We start from the raw sequence: 22,324 nt of genomic DNA on the forward strand, positions 1-22,324 counted from the left end.
CCCCGGCGGTCAGCGTGGCGCGCGGGCCGCCCGTAGGTGCGGTATCACCCACTGCGCCACCGCATCCGGACGCTCGGCTTGGAGGAAATGCCCGCAGCCGGGCAGCTGCGCATGCCGCGCGCCCGCATGCTCGGCCAGCACCCGTTGCAGTGGCGGGGACATACAGCCGTCGCGCGACCCGGCCAGCGCCAGCGTCGGCAGCGGCGCCGCAGCCGCCAGCAACACCGTGTTGAACTCCCGAGTCGCACTGCGGCCCACCGTGAACAGCGACCGGTAATAGCGCGTCGCCGCCCACGCCATCGTCGCATCGGTGAACACGGCTGCGGTGGGCGCGAACTCGGCGTCGGTGAACGCCCAGCCCGGCGACCAGCGCCGCCACAGACCCCGCACGAACGCCGCGTCCCGCCGTGTCAGCAACCGCGGCGAATACCCCGACTGCATCACCGGGATGTAGGACGACAACACCAGCTGACGCGGCAACCACCGCCACATCCCCGGCGCGAGACCGCCACCGAAGGGCGGAATCGCCAACAGCGTCAACGACTCCCACCGGCCCGGATCCTGCTTGGCCAGGATCATCGCCGCGAACGCGCCCCAGTCGTGGCCCACCAGATGCGTGGGCGGGCCACCCAGCTCCCGATGCCAGGCCGCCACATCCGCGCTCACCGCCATCGGGTCATAGCGCGCCGAGCGCGACGCCGAGCCCGGGGTGTAACCGCGCAGCCACGGCGCCAGCACCTGAAAACCCGCCGCCACCAACCGCGGAATCAGCCCGTCCCAGGTGTGGGGGGTATCGGGAAACCCGTGCAGCAGCATCACCATCGGGGCCCCGGCCGGGCCGAAATGGCGTGCGGTCAAAGTGAGCCCGTCACGCCGCAGGGTGCGCGTGGACTCGAGCAGATCCGATGTCATGACCGTTCCTCGATGCTCCCTCGCCGGGACTCGCCGCCCGGTCAGCGGCCCCGCCACAGCGGCGGACGCTTCTCCACGAACGCGCGCATGCCCTCCCCGGCATCGGCCGACGACAAGGCCGCCGCCGCGACCTGGCCCTGCTTGGCGAACGCCTCGGCCACCGACCAATCCGGGGCCTGTTCGATGATCTGCTTGGAGGCATCGATACTCAACGGGGCATTGACCGCGATCCGCTCGGCCAGCGCCAGCGCCGCCTCGAGCGCCCGCCCGGGCTCGGCCACCGCATTGATCAGCCCGATCTGCGCGGCGCGGGCCGCGCTGATGGGGTCACCGGTCAACGCCAGCTCCATCGCGATCGCACGCGGCAGCCGCTGCGACAGCCGTAGCACCCCGCCGCCCACCGCCACCAGCCCGCGCTTGACCTCGGGGATACCGAAGGTCGAATCCGCCGCCGCCACAATCAGATCCGCGGCCAACGCCAGCTCGCAGCCACCGGCCAGCGCCGGACCCTCCACCGCCGCGATCAGCGGTTTGCGCGGCGGCTGCGACACGATGCCCAGAATGCCGCGCCGCTCGGTCACCGGCACCTCACCGCGCGCGGCCGCCTTGAGATCCATTCCGGCACTGAAGAACCCGCCCGCACCGGTCAGGATCGCGATCCGCGCGTCCGGATCGGCGTCGAAGGCATCGACGGCCCGTTCGAGCCCGACCGCCGTCGCCAGATCGATCGCATTGCGCACCCGCGGCCGGTTGATGGTGATGATCATGACCGGCCCGCGCCGCTCGATGAGCACCGGAGCCGGTGGCGGAGGCGGCAACTCGACCCGGCCCGCACCCGCCGTGGCCGGCCCGGCGGCCCCGGCCGCGGGGGTGAGGGTGTCGCCGTCGACGGTGACCGGCAGGCCCAGCCAGTCGTCCTCGGCGAGGGTGCCCAGCACGCCGGAATCGGTGCAGCGCAGCAGGACGCGCTCACCGGCCGGGGTCAGCGCGCTCACGATCGCCGCCTCCGGGTGGCCGTCGCGGCCGTAGGGCAGGGTGTAGGCCTCCACCACCGCCTCGCCGGTGTATCCGGTGCGGGCCGGGCGGGCCGGGGGCTACTCGATGACCGGGGTCAGATGCCGGTAGGCCCGCCGCGGTGGCGTCGCCGAATACACTCCGAGCGCGTGCTTGGTCAGATACCAGCCCAATGAGGTGGCCAGGCCGAAGGATTCGGGTTCGGCGCGCAACCGCTGCACCAGGCTCGCCACCGCGTGCCCGCCGTAGTTGTTGCCCGGCCCGCCGCCGAAGCTCAGCCCGCCGGTCACCGACAGCGGGCGTTTCGGATCGTCGACGGGCAGCCCCAGCTCCCGCGCGGCGATCTGCACCGCCACCGGGAAACACGCGTACAGGTCCACGTGGGCCAGCTCGTCCGCGGTGATGCCCGCGTGGTCGAGCACCGCCGCGCCCAGCGCGCGAATGGCCGGGGACGCCGCCAGTTCGGCGCGCTCGCTCACGAACCACTCGTCGGTGCCCGAGGCGCCCGCGTGCAGGAACACCCACTTGTCCTGCGGCACCCCGGCGGCCTCGGCGGCCGCCGCGCTGGCCACGATGATGCCCGAGGCCATGTCCACGGCCAGATTCGCGCATTCGAGCTTGGTGTAGGGCGCCGAGACCATGCGGTTGGCGTCGGTGACCGTCGCGATCTCGGCCGCGGAGAACTCCCGCCGCTGCCAGGCATACCGGTTGCCCGCCGCCACCGCCGACAGCCGCGCCCACAACTCGGCCACCGCGACCGCGTGCTCGGCGAGCGTGCGCCCCAACCGGTGCCGGTTCGCCGACTCGAGCAGCGCGTACATGTTGATCGGCGCCTGCAACCCCACCGCGGCCTCCGCGGCATTGTTGGCGGGCTTGTCGATCCCCACCGTCCGCGTCGGCGCCACCGCCGAATCCTGTGTCGGCCAATCCAAGTCGATGCCCGCGCGCTGCGCGGCCGCCTGCGTGGCACCGGCCTCGGCGCCGGTCACCAGCACCAGCTCGTAGTCCCCGGCCGCGATCGCCGCCGCGGCCTCGTTGAGCACCAGCTGCCCGCCGTCCCCGCCGAAGGGGCTTGACTGCACCGTGTCCACCGGACCCGCCCCGACCGCCGCGGCCACCAGCGCACCCAGATCCCGGTACTGCCAGGAGGTCGGCGCGACCGCGAACACCGCGTCCGCGGCCCGCAACAGCCGATCCCCGGCCCCGGCATCGGCGGCCGCGGCCCGCAACGCCGCCACCGCCAGCTGCGCCGGATCGGCATACGAGGCATCGGGGCTGCGTTCCACCACCTGCCCGACCCCGATCAGCACCGGCGTCGTCGGCGCCAGCACCACCCCCGACGCGCGATGCCGCACCGCCTTGGGCGCACCCCGCTCACCCGACGCGCCACCGGCACCGGCGGTGGCCAGCGCACCGGGCAACGCGGCCAGGGAATCCCGCAGCGAATCACCCAGCGCCCGCGCCACCGTCGCACCCAGCGGACCCTCGATCGGCTGCCCCGACAACCCGGCATCGACGAACACCACCGACCCCGGCCCGCGTGCAGTCACCGTGATCCACAAACCCAGGCTCAGCCCCTGCGGGCCGCGCCCGCGCAACCCCAGCCCGCGCTCGCTCACCTCGGTGACCGTCCACGCCACATCCGCCGGAATCCCCATGAACTTGACCGCTTGGGTGTAGGCGACGCCCACCGCCGCCGCGCCCGGCGCGTCCCCGCGCCAGCCCGCATGGAACACCACCCATTCGGGCAGCCGCCCCAGCTGCGCCAGATACCCCAGCGTCACCGCCGCACCGGTGTCGAGCTCGCGGTGGGCGTGCGCGGTGCGCGTGTAGTCGGCCAGCCCCGCGGGCAGCTCGTGCGCGGCCGGGACCGCCGTCTCCGATTGCCCACCGCGGCCGGTGAATCCGGCGATCAGTTCGCGCACGATGCGCGGATCGCGGCGCACACTGTCGAGCAGCTGACCGCTCGCGCGCAACTGTCGGCGTACCCCCGCGCTGCGGTCGAGTCCCTGCTCGACCACCGCACGCAACCGCTGCAATCCCGGCACCGCTGTCACGGTCCACCTCCTCGCTGAGGATCCCAGAACACCATCCGGCCCTCACGGTACGGCCGCGCACCACCCACGGGAAGACAGAACCGTGGTTTACGTCAGACTTCGCGCACCCGCGCGATCCACACCAGCGCGTCCACCCCGCCACCGGCAAGGGAACACCTGCGGTTCGCGGGTACTCACCACAGCGCTCACAAAGTGCGCGCGAACCACACCTGATCGCGCAACCGCAGCCCGTCGACCTCCATCACCTCCGGATACCCCGCCTCGGGGGTGAACACATCGGCCACCACCCGCGTCATCCGGAACCCGCACCGCTGATAGAAGCGCAGATTGCCGACATCGGCGGTCGCGGTGGCCACCTCCACCCGCACCACCCCCGCCGCCGCGGCCGCCGACAACACCGTCTCGATCATCGCCCGGCCCACCCCGCCACCGCGGAACGGCTCGGCCACTGCGGTATTGAGAATCTCCCACACCGACCCGTCCGCCTCCGGGGCCGCCTGGATGTGACCGACCACCACCCCCGCCCCGCTCCGCGCCACCCACACCCGCCCGCGCCCGATATGGCCCTGCAGGGCCTGCTCGGAATCCTCGGCCTCACGGAAGGAGAACGCGATCGCCGCCCGATCACCGTCGTACTCCTCGATACCCACCGGCTCCGGTCCGGCCGGCACCACGATCACCATCCACCCGTCGGGATCGGTCACCGCGAACGCCCCCGCCGCCACCCAAAACGGATTGTCCGGAACCACCTCGGCCACACCGTGACCGGCCAGCCGCGTGCGCAACCCCTCGAACCCCGCCCGCACATACAACACCACCGCGTGTTCGGGATCAGCCGGCGGCGGTGGCGGCGCGTCATCGCGGCGCACCAACTCCAACTGCGTGCGCGCATCGGGCAACCCGAACACGAACCCGCTGTAGCCCGCGTGATCCTCGAACGCGAAAAGCTGTGCCAGCCCGAGCATGTCGCGATAGAACACCGCGCACTCCACCAGCCGATCGGTGGCCCGCGCGAACCGCGCGGCCGCCAGCGACACCCTCGTCATCGGCGACACCGTGGCCGTCGACGACACCGAGCCCGAATCCGGGGTATCCAACGACATCTCCTCACCTGCGCAGCGACACACCGCCCTCCAGCATGCGCGACCCCGCACCCCCGGGTCGACCCATTAACCACCCACCCGCACACCAGCGCGCCACCGCGGCGCTCACGACCCCGAATCCGGCTCGCCGATCACGGCGGCGGCGCGCCCGGCGCAGGCGGGCCCCGAACGCCAGCCGGGTGCGGGCCTCCTCGAACGCGTCGAGGGTGCGCGCATGCCAGGCCAGCGCCGTCTCGAACGCCTCGAGCATCACCGCGTCGCCCGACAGCAGCGCCAGCGCCCGATACGCGCGCGCCAGCGCCCACGGCTGCCCCTTGAGCCGCGCCGCGGCCAGATACGCCGCCGCCACCGGGCGCGCCCGCTGCGCAAGACCCACCCGCAGATAGGCTTCCACCAGATCCGGGCCCGGATCCACATCCGGATCCCGCACCCCCAGCTGCGTCAGCAAACCCGCCAGCTCCTCCCACCGGGCGCGCGCGGTCTCGGGGTCGTCGGCCGCCAGCGCCGCATCCCCGCGCGCCTGCATCGCCCACACCCGGAACAGGTGGATACGGCGCGGCTCGCAGATCTCCAGGGCCGCCGCCACATTCGCCGCACAGTCGTCGAAACGTCCCTGACGCGCCTGCACGCACGCCAGACCGGCCAGATTCCCCGCCAACTCGAGCGGCCGCCCGGTCTCGCGCGCCAGCCGCGCCCCCTCGCTGTAGGTGGCCACCGCGGTGGTGCCACCCGGCGTCGCCGCCAAACTCGCCGACCTCACCGGCGGGTCCCTGGTCACCAACTTCATGGTCTTCGCCGACCTGATCGCCGAACGCCACTACGACCTCGTCATCGCCGACGAAGCCTGGGACATCGACCATTTCCTGCACGAGAACCCCGAACTGAAAACCTTCGCCTACGCCTGGCTCACCGACTTCGTCGGCTGGCTGCTCCAACCCGACGGCGGCGCCCACGAGGCCGCCCTCACCGCCGACTACAACCTGGAAATGATCACCCAGCGCGCCCGCTACCGGCGCCTGCGCGACCGCTCCCTGTTCATCGGCGACCCCGACGACATCGTGCCCGACCGCCTCGGTCCCGGCCTGCCCCGCATCCGCGACTGGACCGAAAACCACTTCGAATTCACCGGCTACATCACCGGATTCGACCCCGCCGGGCTGCGCCGCGCGCAACTGCACGCCGAATTCGGCTACGCGCCGGGCGAAAAGATCTGCCTGGTCACCGCCGGCGGCTCCGGCGTCGGGCAGCACCTGCTGCGCCGCGTCCTCGACGCGGTCCCCCTGGTCCGCCACCTCGACCCCGACGTGCGTTTCGTCGTGGTCGCCGGACCCCGCATCGACCGCGCCGACATGCCGCGCCCCGACGGCGTGCAGATCCACGGCTTCCTGCCCGACCCGCACCGCCGCCTGGCCGCCTGCGACGCCGCCATCGTGCAGGGCGGGCTGACCACCTGCATGGAGTTGACCGCCCAGCAGATCCCGTTCCTCTACGTCCCGCTGCGCCACCACTTCGAACAGCAACGCCACGTGCGCCACCGCCTCGACCGCCACCGCGCCGGCCACCACCTCGACTACGCCGTCGCCACCGACCCGGCCGCCCTCGCCGAAGCCCTGCGCAAACAACTCACCCGCCACCCCGACTACCTGCCCGTGCCCGCCGACGGCGCCGACAAGGCCGCCGCCATGCTCGCCGAGCTGCTGTAACCGACTGGCACGCACCGGATTCCAGTCACGCCGTCGCGCCGGGCCGGAGCGAGGACCGATCGGCGCGGTGTCAGGACCTGCGCGGTGTCGCGGCAGTGCCCCGGCTCGCGCCGGGGCCGGACCGGCTGATCAGAGCGCGATGCCCAGCAGCGCGTCGACCGTGTCCTTGATCAACGCCGGAGCGGTGGCGTCGGGGCCGCCGTAGGTCAGCGCCTGCTGCGCCCAGGCGTCGATCGCGGCCAGCGCCCCGGGGGTGTCCAGATCATCGGCCAGATGCCGGCGCACCCGCGCCACCGTGTCGCTCGCGTCGGGACCCGCGGCCGGCGCCACCGCGCCACGCCAGCGTTCGAGACGCGAATTCGCCTCGGCCAGTACCACATCCGACCATTCCCGGTCGGCACGGTAGTGTCCGGCGAACAGGCCCAGCCGGATCGCGCCCGGATCGGTGCCCGCGCGGCGCAGCTTGGACACGAACACCAGATTGCCGCGCGACTTGGACATCTTCTCGCCATCGAGGCCGATCAGCCCGGCATGCACGTAATGGCGGGCGAAACGGCGGCCCTTCACCAGCGCTTCGGCATGCGCGGCGGAATACTCGTGATGCGGGTAGATCAGATCGCTGCCGCCGCCCTGCACATCGAACTCGGTGCCGAGGCGGTTGAGCGCGATCGCCGCACACTCGATGTGCCAGCCCGGGCGGCCCGCCCCGAAGGGCGCCGGCCACGACGGCTCACCGGGACGCTCGGCCCGCCACAGCAGCGCGTCGATCGGATCGCGTTTACCCGGGCGCTCCGGATCGCCACCGCGCTCGGCGAACAGTCGCTCCATGGTCGCCCGGTCATAGCCGGACTCGTAACCGAACTGCTCGGTCGCGTCGTGGCGGAAGTACACATCGGGATACTGCGGATCCTCGACCACATAGGCCGCGCCCGAGGCCAGCAACTTGTCGACGAGCTCCACGACCTCGGCCACCGACTCGATCGCGCCGATGTAATCGCGCGGCGGGATCACCCGCAACGCGGCCATGTCCGCACGGAACAACTCGATCTCGCGGGTACCCAGCTCGCGCCAGTCGATACCGTCGCGGCGCGCCCGCTCGAACAGCGGATCATCGACATCGGTGGTGTTCTGCACGTAGTGCACCTCGTGCCCGCCGTCGCGCCAGAGCCGGTTGACCAGATCGAAGGCCAGATAGGTGGCGGCATGCCCGAGATGGGTGGCGTCATAGGGGGTGATGCCGCACACGTACATCGTCGCCGTCGCACCCGGGGTCACCGGGCGGACCTGCTTGTCGGCGGTGTCGTAGAGACGCAACGCCGGCCCGGATCCGGGAACGGAAGGGACGGCGATATCGGGCCAGGACTGCATGAGTCGAGGTTAACGCCGAGATCGCCGCGCGCCCCCGCCACCCCCGCACCGGTGTGCCGCGCGACACGCGCCCGGACGGGCCGACCTGCACCCTAGTCACGGGCGCGGAAGTGTCAACGGTTGCAATCACGCCGAACCGAACGACACCGTCGATAGGGGGCGGGAATCGGAAGAGGGGCGGGAATCAGAAGGCGGGCCAGGGAATCGGGCGCTGACCCGAGGGGCGCGGCATCACCGGATCCTCGAGCAGACCCCGCCCCCGCGCCTCGAGCGCCTCGATCTCGGCGTCGGTGATCAACCCCGCCAGCCGCTCACCCAGCTCCCCGGGCAGCGCCTTGACCAGAACCGTGATGTCGGTGAGCAATTCATCGGCCACCCGCTCACCGGCCCACCCCCACAACACCGTTCGCAACTTCGGCTCGGCGTGCAGGCAGATCCCGTGATCGACCCCGTACACGCGCCCGTCACGCCCGGCCAGCGCGTGCCCGCCCTTGCGGTCGGCATTGTTGATCAGCACATCGAGCACCGCCATGCGCAGCAGCCCCGGATCCTGGGCGTGCACCAGCGACACCGGATGCCCCGCCGGATCCAGCGCCCGCAACACCTCCCGATAGCCGGGCGGCACCGCATCCACCGGGCACAGATCCACCAGATCCGGACCCTCGCCGTCCTCGACGACCTCGATCCAGCGCTGCACCATGCCCGGCCCGAAGGGCCCCTGGCCCAACACCGTTTCGGGGATCACGCCCCAGCCCAGCGCCTGCGACACCAGATAGGAGGCCACCTCCCGCGCGGCCAGGGTGCCGTCGGGGAAATCCCACAGCGGGCGCTCCCCGCGCACCGGCTTGTACACCACGCGCAGCCCCTCGCCGGTCTCGCACACCAGGGTCACATTGCTGGCGGTGGTGACCTGCCCGATCACCGTCAGCTCGGCGGTGGCCAGCGGGTCGTCCACGATTCAGTCCTCGTCGTCGTCGGTCTCGGTGGCGCCGAAGATCTCGCCACGCTTGTAGCCGTTGGTGCGCACGCACATGTGCCCGGCCGGGGACAGCGGCTCCCCGCACAGCGGGCACGGCGGGCGCCCGGCGGCGATCACCCGCGCCGAGCGCAACGCGAACTCGCGCGCCTGGATCGGGGTCAGGAACACCCGCACCGCGTCGGGCCCCTCCTCGGTGTCATCGAGCACCACCGACTCGTCGACCTCGGTCTCGGTGATCGCCAGCAACTCCACCACCACCGCGTTCGCATCCGCGTCCCAGCCCAAACCCATGGTGCCGACCCGGAATTCGGCATCGATCGGGGTGACCAACGGCGCGGTGTCGGCCACATCGGCGGCCTGGGGCGGCACGTTCGTGCCGAACCGGCGTTGCACCTCGTCCAGCAGCAGACCCATCCGATCGGCCAGCACCTTCACCTGCTGCTTCTCGAGCAGCACGCTGATCACCCGCGGCTCCTGCACCGCCTGCAGGTAGAACGCGCGGTCGCCCGGCTCGCCGACGGTGCCGGCGACGAAACGATCGGGGGTGCGGAAGATATGGATTGCCCGGCCCATTGCACCTCCATTCGGTTCACTCACACTTATGAATCGGGGCGTTCCGCAACCCCATTATCCGTACTGTCGGTGGTACCCGTTTCTCCGCCGGGAACCGGCCCCGAGCGCGATGCGCCGCCGGTTCGCGGTGAAATCGCCGCCAAGCCGGACAGATCCGGGCCGGTGTCGTTCACCCGCCACACATACGGGGCGGTCGGGGTGTAGCGGATGACGCTGATCGAGGCCGGTTCCACCACGATCCGCTGGAAGCCGTCGAGGTGGATGCCGAAACCGTCGGCCAGCACCGCCTTGATGACATCGCCGTGCGTGCACGCAATCCACAACACATCGCTACCATGCCGGGCGGCCAATTGCCGATCGCGTTCGCGGATAGCGGACACCGCGCGAAACTGCACCTGCGCCAAGGACTCTCCGGAGGGGAAGGTGGCCGCCGAGGCGTGGCGCTGCACCACCTTCCACAGCGGCTCGCTGACCAGGTCGCCCAGGGCCTTGCCGGTCCAGTCGCCGTAGTCGACCTCGAGCAGCCGCTCGTCGGGTTCGGCCTCGACACCGAGCTTGTCGGCCAGGGGGGCGACGGTGCGCTGGCAGCGCAGCAGCGGTGAGCACACGATCGCCTCGATGGGCAGCGATCCCAGCCGCTGCACCAGCCCCTGCGCCTGCTCACGGCCGCGGTCGGTCAGATCGACGCCGGCGCTGCGCCCGGCCAGGGTGCGGGCAGTGTTCGACGTGGACACGCCGTGCCGCAACAGGATCACCGTCACCGGGACAGCCTACCGACTAGGTCGCCGACACGACGCCGGTCGCCAGCAGCGCCATCACCGTCAACCCCAGCACGATGCGATAGCCCACGAACCAGTCCAGCGAATGCCGCGTCACGAACTTCAGCAGCCACGCCACCGACGCATACCCGACCACGAACGACACCAGCGTCGCCACCAGCAGCTGCGGACCCGACGCATTGAGGCCCTCACCGGCGGGTTCGAAGGCATCGGGCAGCGAGAACAGGCCCGAGGCCACCACCGCCGGAATCGCCAGCAGGAACGAGAACCGCACCGCCGCCTCACGAGTCAGCCCGCAGAACAGCCCCGCCGAGGACGTCGCCCCCGAACGCGACACGCCCGGGATGAGCGCCAGGCACTGTGCCAGGCCCATGATGAGGCCGTCGCGGGTGGTCAACAGCTCGAGCGGGCGGCGTGCGCGCCCGTAGATCCTGCCCGAGTAGTACTCCGCGGCCGCGATCACCAGCGCGAACACGATCAGCATGATCGAGATCAGCCACAGATTCCGTGCGCCGGTACGGATCTGGTCCTTGAACAGCAGCCCCAGCACCCCGATCGGGACGGTGGCGATGATCACATACCAGCCCACCCGGTAGTCCAGTTCGCGCTGGACCTCGGGATCCGGGCCGTAGGTGAAGCGCCCGTCTTCGCTCAGCACCGGCAGCCGCGTGGTCGGCGCCTCGTGCACGGGCACCGACTCCCGTTGCCGCACAACCACCTTCAGCCACACCGTGGTGCACCAGGCCACCAGGATGCGCCAGATGTCGCGGGCGAAGTACACCAGCACCGCCGCCTCGGTGCCCAGCTGGGTGACCGCGGTGAACGAGGCCCCCGCGTCGTCGCCGAAGAACACCGCCGAGGTGATCCGCAGATGCGCCGAGGATGAGATCGGCAGAAACTCCGTCAACCCCTGCACCAGGCCCAATACCAGCGCCTGCACCCACGTCATCGACTCGCCCACACACCCTCCAGTCCCGAATCCTGTACCGCCGGTGAACGATTCGCCGCCACCGTGCCCGGCATTCACCAACCCTGCCCGGTTGCGGCCCGCCCGGCGCCCGACCGCGTCCGCCATCGGACCCGGCCCGCACCCCGCCGACCCGGCCCGACCGGTGCGCGCAACCGCCGGACGGGGACCCGCGGGCCCGCCGGACCGTCTCGTGCACCCCGGCGGATCGTCTCGCCCACCTATCGGTTCGTCCGGTTCGGTTCGCGCACTGCCCGATTCCAGTCGGGCGCCGCGCGATCCGGCCGCCGCGGTGGCGCAGGGGCGCCGCGACACCGCAGCGACCTTACCGGGCGATGTCCGAATCCGGACACGCCCGCGCGAATTTCGCGTCGACCCGCCGATCTCGCCGCGGGCCATAGCGGGGTAGATGCGACAGGTGCGCCTAGGCTGACGCATGTGACGAAAGTGCAAGCGCGGTGATGGAACAACGCACGGTCGGCCGCAGCGGGCTGCGGGTGTCTCGGCTCGGGCTGGCCACCCACACCTGGGGCCGCGAAACCGACGCCGAGGACGCGGCCGCCCAGCTGATGGCGTTCGTGGAAGCGGGCGGCACCCTGGTCGACACCTCCCCGGCCTACGGCGACGGCGCCGCGCAACACATCCTGGGCGAACTGGTCTCCGAGATCGGGCGCGCAGACCTGGTGCTGGCCGGAAACGCCGGATACACACCGATACTCAGCGACGCCGCCGCCGACGCGCCCGCCGCCGTGCGCTGGACCGTGGACGCCTCCCGGCGCACCATGATGCGCCAGCTCGACCACACCCTGACCCAGCTCGGCACCGACCACCTCGACCTGTGGACCGTCGCCGCCTGGGACCCGCACACCCCCCTCGAGGAAATCGCCGACACCCTGTCGTGGGCGGTGCGCTCGGGCCGGGTCCGCTACGCCGGGGCCCGCGGCTACGACGGCTGGCAGCTGGCCACCCTGGCCGCGGCCGCCCCGCTGACCGCCGCCACCACCCCCTACTCGCTGCTCGCGCGCGGGGTCGAGCACGAATTCGTGCCCGCCGCACAGCATCACGGCCTGGGCGTGCTCGCCGTCGCCCCGCTGGCCGGAGGCATCCTCACCGGCAAATACCGCGACGGCGTGCCCGCCGACTCGCGCGGCGCGGACGAGGCCACCGCCGCCGAGATCACCGCCCACCTCGACGAGCGCGCGGTGCGCGTGGTCGACGCGGTGGTCACCGCCGCCGACGGGCTGGGCACCTCCCCGCTGGCGGTCGCGCTGGCCTGGGTGCGCGATCAGCCCGCGGTGGCGTCGATGCTGGTCGGGGCGCGAGACATCGGGCAGCTCACCGGGATTCTGGCCGCCGAGGCCCTGGAACTTCCGCGCGCCATCGCCGCGGCCCTGGGAGACGTGAGCGCACGCACAGAATGAGCAAGGCTACCCTTACCGGCATGAGGTGTCTCCGCACTGCCCGCTCGGCCGCCCGTCCCCTGCTGATCATGCTGCTCGGACTCGGCCTGGTCGCCGGCGTCAGCGCCTGCGGCAGCGGCACCTCGGGCAGTAGCGGGCAACGCGGCCCGGTCACCGCCAGCGTCGGCGACCTCGACCCGGTCGCCATCGGCCCCGAACCCACCCCGGCGCTGCCGGTGAGCGTGAAATCCTTCGACGGCACCGAGGTCACCGTCACCGACGCCAGCCGCATCATCGCCGCCGACCGCTACGGCACCCTCGCCCAGACCGTGGTCGCACTGGGCCTGCGCGCGAAACTGGTGGGCCGCTCCAACTCCGCGGCCTTCCCCGCCGTCACCGACCTGCCCACCGTGTCCAGCGGCAGCGGCACCCTGAGCGTGGAAGCCGTTGCCGCCCTGCGGCCCACGGTGTTCCTCACCGACACCACCGCGGTCACCCCCGCCCTGCGCGACCAGCTCGAGTCGCTGGGCATCACCGTGGTCTACTTCGACTCCAAACGCACCCTCGACGGCGTCGTGCCCCAGATCCAGGCCGTGGCCGACGCGCTCGGAGTGCACCAGGCGGGTGTGGCGCTGGCCAAGCGCACCGGCGACGAGATCGCCGCCGCCACCGCCTCGGTCCCGCACCAGGACACCAAGCCCAGGATCGCATTCCTGTATCTGCGCTCCACCGCCATCACCATGATCTTCGGACCCGGCTCCGGCGCCGAATCGCTGATCGCGGCCATCGGCGGAACCGACGCGGCCACCGCCTCCGGCGTCACCCAGGACTTCCTGCCCATCACCAGCGAAGCCATGATCGCCGCCGCCCCCGACGTGCTGCTGGTCATGAGCGACGGCCTGGCCTCGGTCGGCGGCGTCGACGGCCTCGAGAAGGTCCCCGGCGTCGCCCAGACCCCCGCCGGGCGCGACCGCCGCGTGGTCGACATGTCCGACGCCGTGCTGCTGTCCTTCGGCCCCAACACCGGCCGCGTCCTGACCGCCCTGGTCAAGGCCGTCTACGGCACCGCCAACGCATGACCGATCCGCAACCCCCGCAACAGCATCCGGGCACTGGAGCAGACCCCGCCACCCCGAACGGCAACGGGACGAACCCGTCCCCCGCGAACCCGGCGGGTCCGGCCGCCGGTGCCGCGACCGGCTCGGCGTCGGGGGCAAAAGCGCACGGGCACACCGGTACCCAACCCACATCGCCCACCGCGACCACCGACACGACCGGCCGCGCCACCACCGCCGCGGTCTCCGATCGCGCCACCGCCGACGCTGCCACAGCCGACGCCGCGACGAGCGAGGCCGCGGGGGGCGAGGGTGGCGAGTCGACCGATCGCCGGACCGGCGCGGTGGACGCATCGATGCTGGAATCGGTTGCCGCGCAGCAGTTCCCGGCCAGCATCGACCCGGAACCGACCGGTCGGCGCAGTCGTTCGCGGACCGCGCTGATCTTCGCGGCCGCGCTGGTCGCGCTGGTGGTACTGGCCTTGGTCTCGGCGGGGATCGGGCAGGTGCCGACCAGTCCGGCCGAGGTCGCGGGCAGTGTCTTTCATCGCATCGGCCTGGACTGGGGTCCGCTGCCGCAGCATCCCGCCGGGTATGTGACGTTGTGGGAGGTGCGGTTCCCGCGGGTCGTGCTCGCGGTGCTGGTCGGCGCGGCGCTGGCCACCGCGGGCGCGCTGCTGCAGGGCGTGTTCGCCAATCCGCTGGCCGAACCCGGCGTGATCGGGGTGTCGGCGGGCGCGGCGGTCGGGGCGGGCACCGTCATCGTGATCGGGGGCGCGTTCGTGGCGTCGTGGTCGGTGGCGGCGGGCGCGTTCGCGGCCGGGCTGGGCACCACGGCGCTGGTGTATCTGCTCTCGCGCTCGGGCGGGCGCACCGAGGTGGTGACCTTGATCCTCACCGGTGTGGCCATCAATGCCTTTGCCGGGGGCCTGATCTCGTTCCTGCTGTTCAAGGCGTCCCCGGCGGCGCGCGACCAGCTGGTGTTCTGGCAGATGGGCAGCCTCAACGGCGCCACCTGGCAGGCGGTCAACGTGGTGTGGCCGCTGACCCTGGCCGGTATCGCGGCCGCGGTGTGGATGGCCCCGCGCCTGGACCTGCTCGCCCTCGGCGAATCCGCGGCCCGGCATCTGGGCGTGGACGTGGAACGGTTGCGCCGCAACATCATCGTGGTCGTCGCGATCCTGGCCACCGCCGGGGTCGCCTTCACCGGCATCATCCTGTTCGTCGGGCTGATCGTGCCGCATCTGGTGCGCATGCTGGTCGGGCCCGGGCACCGGGTGCTCATCCCGCTCTCGGCGCTCCTCGGCGCGGCCGTGCTGGTGGCCGCCGACATCGGGGCCCGCGCCCTGGTCCACAACGCGGACCTGCCGCTGGGCATGATCACCTCGCTGGTCGGCGGGCCGTTCTTCTTCTGGCTGCTGCGCCGCACCCGCTCGCGATCGGGAGGCTGGGCATGAGCGGGCTGCGCGGGCTGGCAACGGTTTTCACCCGCACACCGGCGCTGCCGGAGACCCCCGAACCCGGCGCGGTCACCCTGCGCGCCCGCAATGTCAGCGCGCGCCGCGGTGCGCGCACGGTGCTCGACGGCGTCGACTTCCCGGTGATCGCCGGGCAGATCGTGGCCCTGGTCGGCCCCAACGGCGCCGGGAAGTCCACCCTGCTGGCCGCACTCGCCGGGGAACTCGAACTCTGCGGTGGCAGCGTCGCACTCGACGGGCACGCCCTGACCCACTGGACCCACCTGGACATGGCGCGCCGGCGCGCGGTGCTGCCGCAATCGCACACCGTCGGATTCGCCTTCCGCGCCCGCGAGGTCGTGGCCATGGGCCGGGCCCCATGGGCGCGCACCGACCGCCAGGACCAGGACGAGGCGGCCATCGCCGCGGCCATGGCCGCCACCGACGTCGAACGCTTCGCCGAGCGCCCGTTCCCGGCACTGTCGGGCGGTGAACGCGCCCGCGTGGCGCTGGCGCGCGTGCTGGCCCAGGACACCGCGACCCTGCTGCTCGACGAACCCACCGCCGCACTCGATCTCGGGCATCAGGAGCAGGTGCTGCGCCTGGCCCGCGAGCGGGCCAGCGCCGGGGCGGCCGTGGTCGTGGTGTTGCACGATCTGGGTGTCGCCGCGGCCTACGCCGACCGCATCGCGGTGCTCGAGGCCGGACGCATCACCGCCGACGGCCCGCCGCGGCAGATCCTGACCCCCGAACTGCTCACCCGCGTCTACCAGCATCCGGTCGACGTGTTCGACCATCCGGTCACCGGCGCGCAACTGGTGCTGCCGGTCCGCGGCTGACGCACCTGCCGGGCGGCCCGGAATCGCTGCACCACAATCGATTCCGGGCCGCCGGTCACAGCTTCTGCTGCCCCCACACCAGCCGCAGCACCCCGTTGCCGAACCACAGCGCGAACATCACCAGCCCGGCCGGCGGCGTCCAGGCCAGCCCCAGCAGCAGCGAGGCCGCACCGAACCATCCCAGCTCCAATACCACCCGCCGCCAACCGGTTTGCGGGAAGCGCGGCTCGTTGGCCGCCCCGAACAGCGCCCACACCGCGATGAACACCGCCGCCGCGGCCACCGCGACCAGGATGCGCACCGCGAGCGGGCCCGACACGGTGGCGCCCCACCAGGCCGCCGCACCCAGCACGCTCAATTCCAGCAGGAACATGACCAGCAGGTTCGCGCCCTTGAGCACGCTCATCGCCACACCAACTTCAACGCCACACCAATTTCAACACCGCCGGAGTCAACAGCATGCGAATCACGGTGGCGTCCAACACCAGTGCCGCGATCATGCCGTAGGCAATGTATTTCATCAGCACCAGATCCGAGAACCCGAACGCCCCGGTCACCACGATCAGAATCGCGGCGGCCGAGGTGATCACACCACCGGTGTGGGCGATGCCGTAGCGGATCGCCTCGGGTGCGTCGGCGCCGGCCGCGCGCGCCTCGGCCATGCGCGACTGCAGAAACACCTCGTAGTCGGTGGACAGCCCGAACAGCACCGTCACGATCAGCACCAGCACCGCGAACATCAGCGGGCCCGGCGTGAAATCGAACAGCCCCGCCCCGTGGCCCTCCACGAAGATACAGGTCAGCACCCCCAGCGTCGCCCCCAGGCTGAGCGCGCTCATCACCACCGCCTTGATCGCCAGCACCAGCGACCGGAACGCCGCGTACATCAGGGCCAGAGCCGCCGCGATCAGGATCGCCGCCAGCAACGGCAGCCCCTTGATCAACCCCTGGATCGAATCGCGTTCCAGCGCGGGCACACCCGCCACCATCACCACCACCCCGTCGGGCTCGGGGATCGCGCGCAGCGACGCCATCACCGCATCGGCGTCGCGTTTGTCGGCCAGCCCGCTGGCCAGCACCGTCACCGCGTCCTTGGTCGGGGCGGCCGGATCGAAGGGCCCCGTCATCCGCGCACCCACCCGCTGGTTGGCCTCATACCGGATGTCGGAGAGCTGCTGCGGATTCGCGCCCACCACCACCAGTTTCAACGGCTCGGTGCGGAACTGCGGGAACAACCGGTCGAAATCCTGCTGGGCGACCCGCGCCGGATTGTCGGAGGCCAGATAGCGTTCGGACAGCCCGCCGAACTCGATGTGACGAAACGGCAGGATCAACCCCAGCAGCATCAGCACCACCGGCACGATCACCAGCCAGGGACGGCGCATGGCGAAAACCGCCAGCCGCGAGAAGAATCCGGCATCGATCTGCTCGGCGGTGCGGATACCGGCCAGCCGATGCCAGCCCCACATGTCGATGCGCCGGCCCACGATCGAGAGCACCGCGGGCAGCGCGGTCACCGACAGCACCGCCGCCAGCAGCACCGAGGAGATGCCACCCAGCGGCACCGAGCGCAGCACCCCGTTCGGGTAGATGAACAACGCGCCCAGGCTCACCGCGATGATCGCCGCCGAGAACAGCACCGTGCGCCCGGCGGTGGCCACCGTGCGCGCGGTCGCCTCCTCCACGCTGCGCCCCGCGGCCAGCTCCTCGCGGAACCGGGTCACCGCGAACAGGCCGTAGTCGATGGCCAGCCCCAGGCTCACCAATGTGACCACCGCCGAGGCGAACACGTTGACCTGCAGATGATCGGTGAGCAGCCGCATGATGCCCTGACTGCCCAGAATCGTCATGCCCCCGATGAGCACCGGTAGTAGCGCGCCCACGACGCCGCCGAACACGAAATACAGCAGGATCGCCACCAGCGGCAGCGCGATCAGCTCGGCGCGATGGATGTCGTCCTGCATGCCGGTGTTGATGCCCTCGACCACCGGCTGCAACCCGGCCAGCTGCACCGTGGTGCCGCCCGGCCCCGAACCCGGTGTCCCGGCATGGAATTCGTTCTTGACGGCCAGATAATTGTTGACCGTGTCGGTGCCGCCGTCCCCGCGCAACCCGATGCTGGCGAAGGCGTGGGCGCGCGAGGCGTCGGCGAAGCGGCCCATCAGCGCGCCGTCCCAATAGGAGTCGATCTTCAAGATCTTGTCCGGGTAGGTGGTGCGCAGCCGCGTCAGCTCCGCGGCCACCGCGCCGCGCACCGGCTCGTCGTCCATCGTCAGCCCCGGCGGGGCGGTGTAGACGGCGATCAGATCCGCGTCGGTGTCGCGCCCGAAGGTGCTGTCGGCCAGCTTCGAGGCGGCCACCGACTGGCTGGACTCGTCGAACCAGCCCTCCTGGGTCAGATGATCCCCCAGGTCGCGCCCGTAGAATCCCGACACCAGCACCACCAGCCCGAAGGCCGCGAACACCGCATACCGGAAGCGGTGGATCAGACGCCCCCACCGCGGGGATCCGGCTTCGGGCATCAGCCGCAGGCCGCGGTCTTGTAATCGGCCGAGCGCAGAATCCCGCACAGGTCGGTGCGCGAGATCTTCCAGCGCCCGTCCTTGTACACGAAATGCACCACGGTGGTGCGGATATTGGTGCCCGAACCGTCCTTGTCCAGGCTCAGCGTCGCGGTCAGGGTGCCGTCGTGATTGTCGAACACCGGATCCTTGACCCCGTACACCGCGCGCGGATTGTCGGCCAGGGCCTTGTACATGTCGGGGATCGCGTCCTTGAACGCCTCCCCGTCCTCGATCAGCGCGGTGCGGTCGCTGTCGGGCAGATTCGGATCCAGCGCCGCCTTCATCTGCTGATCCAGTTGCGCCGCGGTCGGGATGGCGGGCCGGGCGGCGCTGGTGGCCGCCGCGGCCTGTGACGACGAACTCAGCGCCGCGTACGCCGAGGAGCGGGCCGCGGCCACCTTGGACTCGTCGTCGGAGCCGCCGCACGCGGCGATCGACGCGCCCAGCACGGTCAACAGGAGCGCGGCGGTCACCGGTCGTCGAAGTCGCATCAACATCCTCGTCAGCTCGAACTGCGGTTGTGTGCCGCCAGTCTGTCATGCGCTGCGCGCGATGGTGATTCCCGTGTCACAGACACTGCCCCGGGCCGGGTTCAGCGGCCGTCGATGACCGTGCTCAACCGGCCCAGCAGCGCCCGCACCGTGGTGGTCTCGCGCGGCTGTGCCGCCGGCACCGGGCTGGCCTGCGGGATCAGGTCCCGCACCAGCGCCACCACGCTGCGCTCGTCATCGAGATCGATATCGGTCACCGGCGCCAGCGCGACCGCCTCGACATCCTCGGGGGCGGGCACCGCCGCATCGAGATCGCGGCGGTAGATCTCCACGGTCAGCGTCGCCCGATTGGTCCGGAAAGCGAAGGACCGCCCGTCCGCGGTGACCCCGAACCCGTGCGCATAACGACCCACGGTCACGTCTTCGACGGTGAAGCCCGAAGGGTGGTCGGCTACCAACACATCTCCCTGATACAGCGCCTTTTTGCCTTCCACGGTAACCGCCCGCACCGACACCGCACCCGAAACCCCATGTCACATCATGCAAACCGGCAGGTCGTGCACGCGCCACGCCGTCCCGAAGACCCCCGCTTATCGGGCATCGTGGCGCACCATGGTCAGATTAGAGAGCACGCATGATTTCGTCGGTCAGTTCGGTCAGTAAGGAGTTCGCTGCATGCGCCGTCGCGGCTGGATCGGTTCAGCCCTCGCGGGTGTGACCGTGGTGACCCTGCTGGCCGGATGTTCCTCCCAGGAGAACAACGCCGACAACGCCACTCGTGAACCCGCCACCCCCGCCGCCGCCCCCGCGGCCAAGGCGGCCCCGGCCGGGGAGGTGAGCCCCAGCGCGCCGATCTCGCTGCTGTTCGACGAACCCGCCACCGGCGTGCTGGCCGCGGTCGTGGACTCCGGGACCACCCTGCAACTGTCCGACCAGGGCCGCACCCGCTCGATCACCCTGCCCGGCAAGGCGGCCGCGCTCTCGGCGGGCAAGCCCGGGGAGATCCTGGTCGCGGTGCCCGGCAAGATCGTGCGCGTGGACGCCGCCACCGGCGCGGTCACCGAGCTCGGGGTCGACGGCGATGTGCGCTCGGCCGCGCTGCGCTCCGACGGAACCCTGGTCGCGGGCCTGGCCAATGGCAAGGTGGTGCTGCTCGACGCGGACGGCACTGTGCGCCACACCATTTCGGGCCTGTCCTCCGCCGATGCCGTCGACGTGCGCGACGGCGCGATCGTGGTGCTCGACCGCCGCCAGACCGCCATCGTCCAGACCGACGGCGACACCAGGCTCGGACTGTCGCTGCGCGCGGGCGACGGCGCGACGAACATGATCGGCGACCATTTCGGCCGCCGCCTGGTTACCGACACCGCCGGCGGGGCACTGCTGGTCTACACGGCCGATCCCTTGGTCCTGCACCAGCGTTTCCCGGTAGGCTCCTCTCCCTACGCACTCGCCTACGATCAGCGGTCCGAGACCGTGTGGGTGACGCTGACAAGCAGCAACGAAGTCGTCGGCTACGACCTGTCGACGGGTATACCGGTAGAGGTGGGGCGCTACCCGACGGTGCGCCAGCCCAACGCGGTGACCATCGACGACCGCACCGGTGACATGTTCGTGGGATCCGCGACCGGCGACGGTCTGCAACGGATCGGCGCGGACCAGCGGAAGAGAGGGCAGTGATGGCTCGGGCCTCACGATCTGCGCACCAATCGCGCACATTACCGCAAGGCTGGGAGGAATCCAGCGACGAATGGGAATACGTGCCCCTGCGGCTGCCACCGGGCATCAGCAGGGTGACCACCGCCATGCGTCTAGCCATTCATGCCGAATACGGCGGCTGGGAGCTGTCGCGGGTGCGTGCCTACACCGACGGCAGTCGTCGCGTGCTGTTACGCCGCCGCAAGAGCCCCCTGCTATCCCCGACACCCGAGGCGGTGATGTAACCCGAATGTATGAGCGCCTGTACGCCCTGCTGCTGAAGGTGATGTTCCGGCTGCAGCCGGAAACCATCCACCATCTGGTCTTCGCCGCCATGACGCTGGCGACCCGGTTCACCCCGGGCCGCAAGCTCACCGGCGCGCTGCTCGTCGACCCCGACCCGATCCTGCGCACGCGCGTGTTCGGCGTGGACTTCCCCGCGCCCGTGGGCCTGGCCGCCGGGTTCGACAAGAACGCCTCCGGCGTCGACGCATGGGGCCCACTGGGTTTCGGCTACGCCGAGATCGGCACCGTCACCGCCCAGGCCCAGCCCGGCAACCCCGCGCCGCGACTGTTCCGCCTGCCCGCCGACCGGGCGCTCATCAACCGCATGGGCTTCAACAACCTCGGCGCCGCCGCCGCGGCCGAACACCTCGCCGACCGCCTGCCCGGCGGGGTCCCCATCGGCGCCAATATCGGCAAGACCAAGGTCGTCGAACCCGAGGACGCCGCCGGCGACTACGCCATCTCGGCCAAACTGCTGGGCCCGCTGGCCGACTTCATGGTCGTCAACGTGTCCTCCCCCAACACCCCCGGCCTGCGCGACCTGCAAGCGGTCACCTCCCTGCGCCCCATCCTGCAGGCCGTCCTCGACGAGGTCTCGGTCCCGGTCCTGGTCAAGATCGCCCCCGACCTGTCCGACGAGGACATCGACGCCGTCGCCGACCTGGCCGTCGAACTCGGCCTGGCCGGCATCGTCGCCACCAACACCACCATCCGCCGCGACGGGCTCAACACCCCCGCCGCCGAGGTGGAACCCATTGGCGCAGGCGGTCTCTCGGGCCCCCCGGTCGCGGACCGCTCCCTCGAGGTACTGCGCCGCCTGTACGCCCGCGTGGGCGACAAGCTCGTCCTCATCTCGGTGGGCGGCATCGAAACCGCCGACCAGGCATGGGAACGCATCCTCGCCGGCGCCTCCCTGCTGCAGGGCTACACCGGCTTCATCTACGGCGGCCCGTTGTGGGCCAAGCACATCCACCAGGGCCTGGCCGCCAAACTCCGCGCCCACGGCTACAGCAACCTGTCCGAAGCCGTAGGCGCAGAACACAAGACCAGCGCCTGACCCCGGACGGCCGCCCACCGTGT

22 protein-coding genes and 1 pseudogene are annotated in these 22,324 nt (G+C 71.3%); 8 read left to right on the top strand and 15 right to left on the bottom strand.

Going from position 1 to position 22,324, the window contains the following annotated elements; translation table 11 throughout:
• Window positions 1–9 precede the first annotated feature (9 nt).
• From NS2_RS10470 to NS2_RS10485, 6 genes and pseudogenes are all read right to left on the bottom strand, one after another.
• A complete protein-coding gene (locus NS2_RS10470; RefSeq protein WP_033087245.1) occupies window positions 10–912 on the bottom strand; it encodes an alpha/beta fold hydrolase in 903 nt (300 codons plus the stop codon).
• A 41-nt stretch (window positions 913–953) separates the two neighbouring features.
• Window positions 954–1,730 carry a crotonase/enoyl-CoA hydratase family protein gene (locus NS2_RS37335; RefSeq protein ID WP_261772273.1) on the bottom strand — a complete coding sequence of 259 codons (777 nt, stop codon included), beginning with the start codon at window positions 1,728–1,730 and terminating at the stop codon, window positions 954–956.
• Window positions 1,731–1,802: 72 nt separating this feature from the next.
• Window positions 1,803–1,991 (bottom strand): annotated as a pseudogene (locus tag NS2_RS37340) (TLP1 C-terminal extension domain-containing protein); the annotation flags it as partial.
• A gap of 15 nt (window positions 1,992–2,006) precedes the next feature.
• Entirely contained in the window at window positions 2,007–3,983 is a 1,977-nt protein-coding gene (locus tag NS2_RS37345; protein WP_261772272.1) for an SRPBCC family protein, read from the bottom strand.
• Between the two features lie 185 nt (window positions 3,984–4,168).
• On the bottom strand, window positions 4,169–5,086 hold the full coding sequence (locus NS2_RS10480) for a GNAT family N-acetyltransferase (RefSeq protein WP_081985816.1): 918 nt from the start codon (window positions 5,084–5,086) through the stop codon (window positions 4,169–4,171).
• Window positions 5,087–5,090: 4 nt separating this feature from the next.
• Entirely contained in the window at window positions 5,091–5,801 is a 711-nt protein-coding gene (locus NS2_RS10485) for a hypothetical protein (RefSeq protein ID WP_033087246.1), read from the bottom strand.
• Here NS2_RS10485 and NS2_RS10490 point away from each other — a divergent pair.
• Window positions 5,794–6,789: a glycosyltransferase gene (locus tag NS2_RS10490; protein WP_052086251.1), complete on the top strand. Its 996-nt coding sequence runs from the start codon at window positions 5,794–5,796 to the stop codon at window positions 6,787–6,789. The genes NS2_RS10485 and NS2_RS10490 overlap by 8 nt on opposite strands.
• A 129-nt stretch (window positions 6,790–6,918) precedes the next feature.
• Here NS2_RS10490 and mshC read toward each other — a convergent pair whose 3' ends face one another.
• From mshC to NS2_RS10515, 5 genes are all read right to left on the bottom strand, one after another.
• Window positions 6,919–8,157 carry a cysteine--1-D-myo-inosityl 2-amino-2-deoxy-alpha-D-glucopyranoside ligase gene (gene mshC / locus NS2_RS10495; protein WP_033087247.1) on the bottom strand — a complete coding sequence of 413 codons (1,239 nt, stop codon included), beginning with the start codon at window positions 8,155–8,157 and terminating at the stop codon, window positions 6,919–6,921.
• Between the two features lie 184 nt (window positions 8,158–8,341).
• Window positions 8,342–9,112, bottom strand: a complete 771-nt coding sequence (locus NS2_RS10500) for an SCO1664 family protein (protein ID WP_228102786.1) — start codon at window positions 9,110–9,112, stop codon at window positions 8,342–8,344.
• Window positions 9,113–9,115: 3 nt separating this feature from the next.
• Complete coding sequence (locus tag NS2_RS10505) at window positions 9,116–9,709, bottom strand: DUF3090 domain-containing protein (protein WP_033087249.1); 594 nt, start codon at window positions 9,707–9,709, stop codon at window positions 9,116–9,118.
• A 26-nt stretch (window positions 9,710–9,735) separates the two neighbouring features.
• Window positions 9,736–10,470, bottom strand: coding sequence for a histidine phosphatase family protein (locus NS2_RS10510; RefSeq protein ID WP_033087250.1), 735 nt, complete (start codon window positions 10,468–10,470; stop codon window positions 9,736–9,738).
• A gap of 16 nt (window positions 10,471–10,486) precedes the next feature.
• Window positions 10,487–11,893 (bottom strand): undecaprenyl-diphosphate phosphatase, encoded by a 1,407-nt coding sequence (locus tag NS2_RS10515; protein ID WP_306455122.1) that lies wholly within the window; start codon window positions 11,891–11,893, stop codon window positions 10,487–10,489.
• Between the two features lie 23 nt (window positions 11,894–11,916).
• On the opposite strand from NS2_RS10515, the gene NS2_RS10520 reads away from it, so the two are divergent.
• The 4 genes from NS2_RS10520 (at window position 11,917) to NS2_RS10535 (ending at window position 16,206) form a co-directional block, all read left to right on the top strand.
• Window positions 11,917–12,876: an aldo/keto reductase gene (locus NS2_RS10520; RefSeq protein ID WP_147207144.1), complete on the top strand. Its 960-nt coding sequence runs from the start codon at window positions 11,917–11,919 to the stop codon at window positions 12,874–12,876.
• A 20-nt stretch (window positions 12,877–12,896) separates the two neighbouring features.
• On the top strand, window positions 12,897–13,934 hold the full coding sequence (locus tag NS2_RS10525; RefSeq protein ID WP_033087252.1) for a heme/hemin ABC transporter substrate-binding protein: 1,038 nt from the start codon (window positions 12,897–12,899) through the stop codon (window positions 13,932–13,934).
• 332 nt (window positions 13,935–14,266) lie between these two features.
• Window positions 14,267–15,367, top strand: coding sequence for a FecCD family ABC transporter permease (locus NS2_RS10530; RefSeq protein ID WP_081985823.1), 1,101 nt, complete (start codon window positions 14,267–14,269; stop codon window positions 15,365–15,367).
• Window positions 15,364–16,206: a heme ABC transporter ATP-binding protein gene (locus NS2_RS10535; protein WP_071344179.1), complete on the top strand. Its 843-nt coding sequence runs from the start codon at window positions 15,364–15,366 to the stop codon at window positions 16,204–16,206. The genes NS2_RS10530 and NS2_RS10535 overlap by 4 nt, the downstream gene beginning before the upstream one ends.
• A gap of 55 nt (window positions 16,207–16,261) precedes the next feature.
• Here NS2_RS10535 and NS2_RS10540 read toward each other — a convergent pair whose 3' ends face one another.
• The 4 genes from NS2_RS10540 to NS2_RS10555 all read right to left on the bottom strand — a co-directional run bounded on the left by NS2_RS10540 (window position 16,262) and on the right by NS2_RS10555 (window position 19,755).
• Window positions 16,262–16,612 carry a DUF2568 domain-containing protein gene (locus NS2_RS10540; RefSeq protein ID WP_033087280.1) on the bottom strand — a complete coding sequence of 117 codons (351 nt, stop codon included), beginning with the start codon at window positions 16,610–16,612 and terminating at the stop codon, window positions 16,262–16,264.
• Between the two features lie 13 nt (window positions 16,613–16,625).
• Complete coding sequence (locus tag NS2_RS10545) at window positions 16,626–18,728, bottom strand: MMPL family transporter (RefSeq protein WP_033087254.1); 2,103 nt, start codon at window positions 18,726–18,728, stop codon at window positions 16,626–16,628.
• Window positions 18,728–19,261: a WKL family lipoprotein gene (locus tag NS2_RS10550; protein WP_228102787.1), complete on the bottom strand. Its 534-nt coding sequence runs from the start codon at window positions 19,259–19,261 to the stop codon at window positions 18,728–18,730. The genes NS2_RS10545 and NS2_RS10550 overlap by 1 nt, the downstream gene beginning before the upstream one ends.
• Before the next feature lie 101 nt (window positions 19,262–19,362).
• Window positions 19,363–19,755, bottom strand: coding sequence for a hypothetical protein (locus NS2_RS10555; RefSeq protein WP_228102788.1), 393 nt, complete (start codon window positions 19,753–19,755; stop codon window positions 19,363–19,365).
• Between the two features lie 181 nt (window positions 19,756–19,936).
• Here NS2_RS10555 and NS2_RS10560 point away from each other — a divergent pair, with 181 nt between their 5' ends.
• Genes NS2_RS10560 through NS2_RS10570 form a run of 3 tightly spaced genes read left to right on the top strand, consistent with a single transcriptional unit; the run spans window position 19,937 to window position 22,301 of the window.
• On the top strand, window positions 19,937–20,941 hold the full coding sequence (locus NS2_RS10560) for a YncE family protein (protein WP_033087256.1): 1,005 nt from the start codon (window positions 19,937–19,939) through the stop codon (window positions 20,939–20,941).
• Complete coding sequence (locus NS2_RS10565; RefSeq protein ID WP_033087257.1) at window positions 20,941–21,204, top strand: DUF5703 family protein; 264 nt, start codon at window positions 20,941–20,943, stop codon at window positions 21,202–21,204. The genes NS2_RS10560 and NS2_RS10565 overlap by 1 nt, the downstream gene beginning before the upstream one ends.
• Window positions 21,205–21,221: 17 nt before the next feature.
• Entirely contained in the window at window positions 21,222–22,301 is a 1,080-nt protein-coding gene (locus NS2_RS10570) for a quinone-dependent dihydroorotate dehydrogenase (protein WP_033087282.1), read from the top strand.
• Window positions 22,302–22,324: the final 23 nt, after the last annotated feature.

Source organism: Nocardia seriolae NBRC 15557 (assembly GCF_007990715.1).
Taxonomy (GTDB): domain Bacteria; phylum Actinomycetota; class Actinomycetes; order Mycobacteriales; family Mycobacteriaceae; genus Nocardia; species Nocardia seriolae.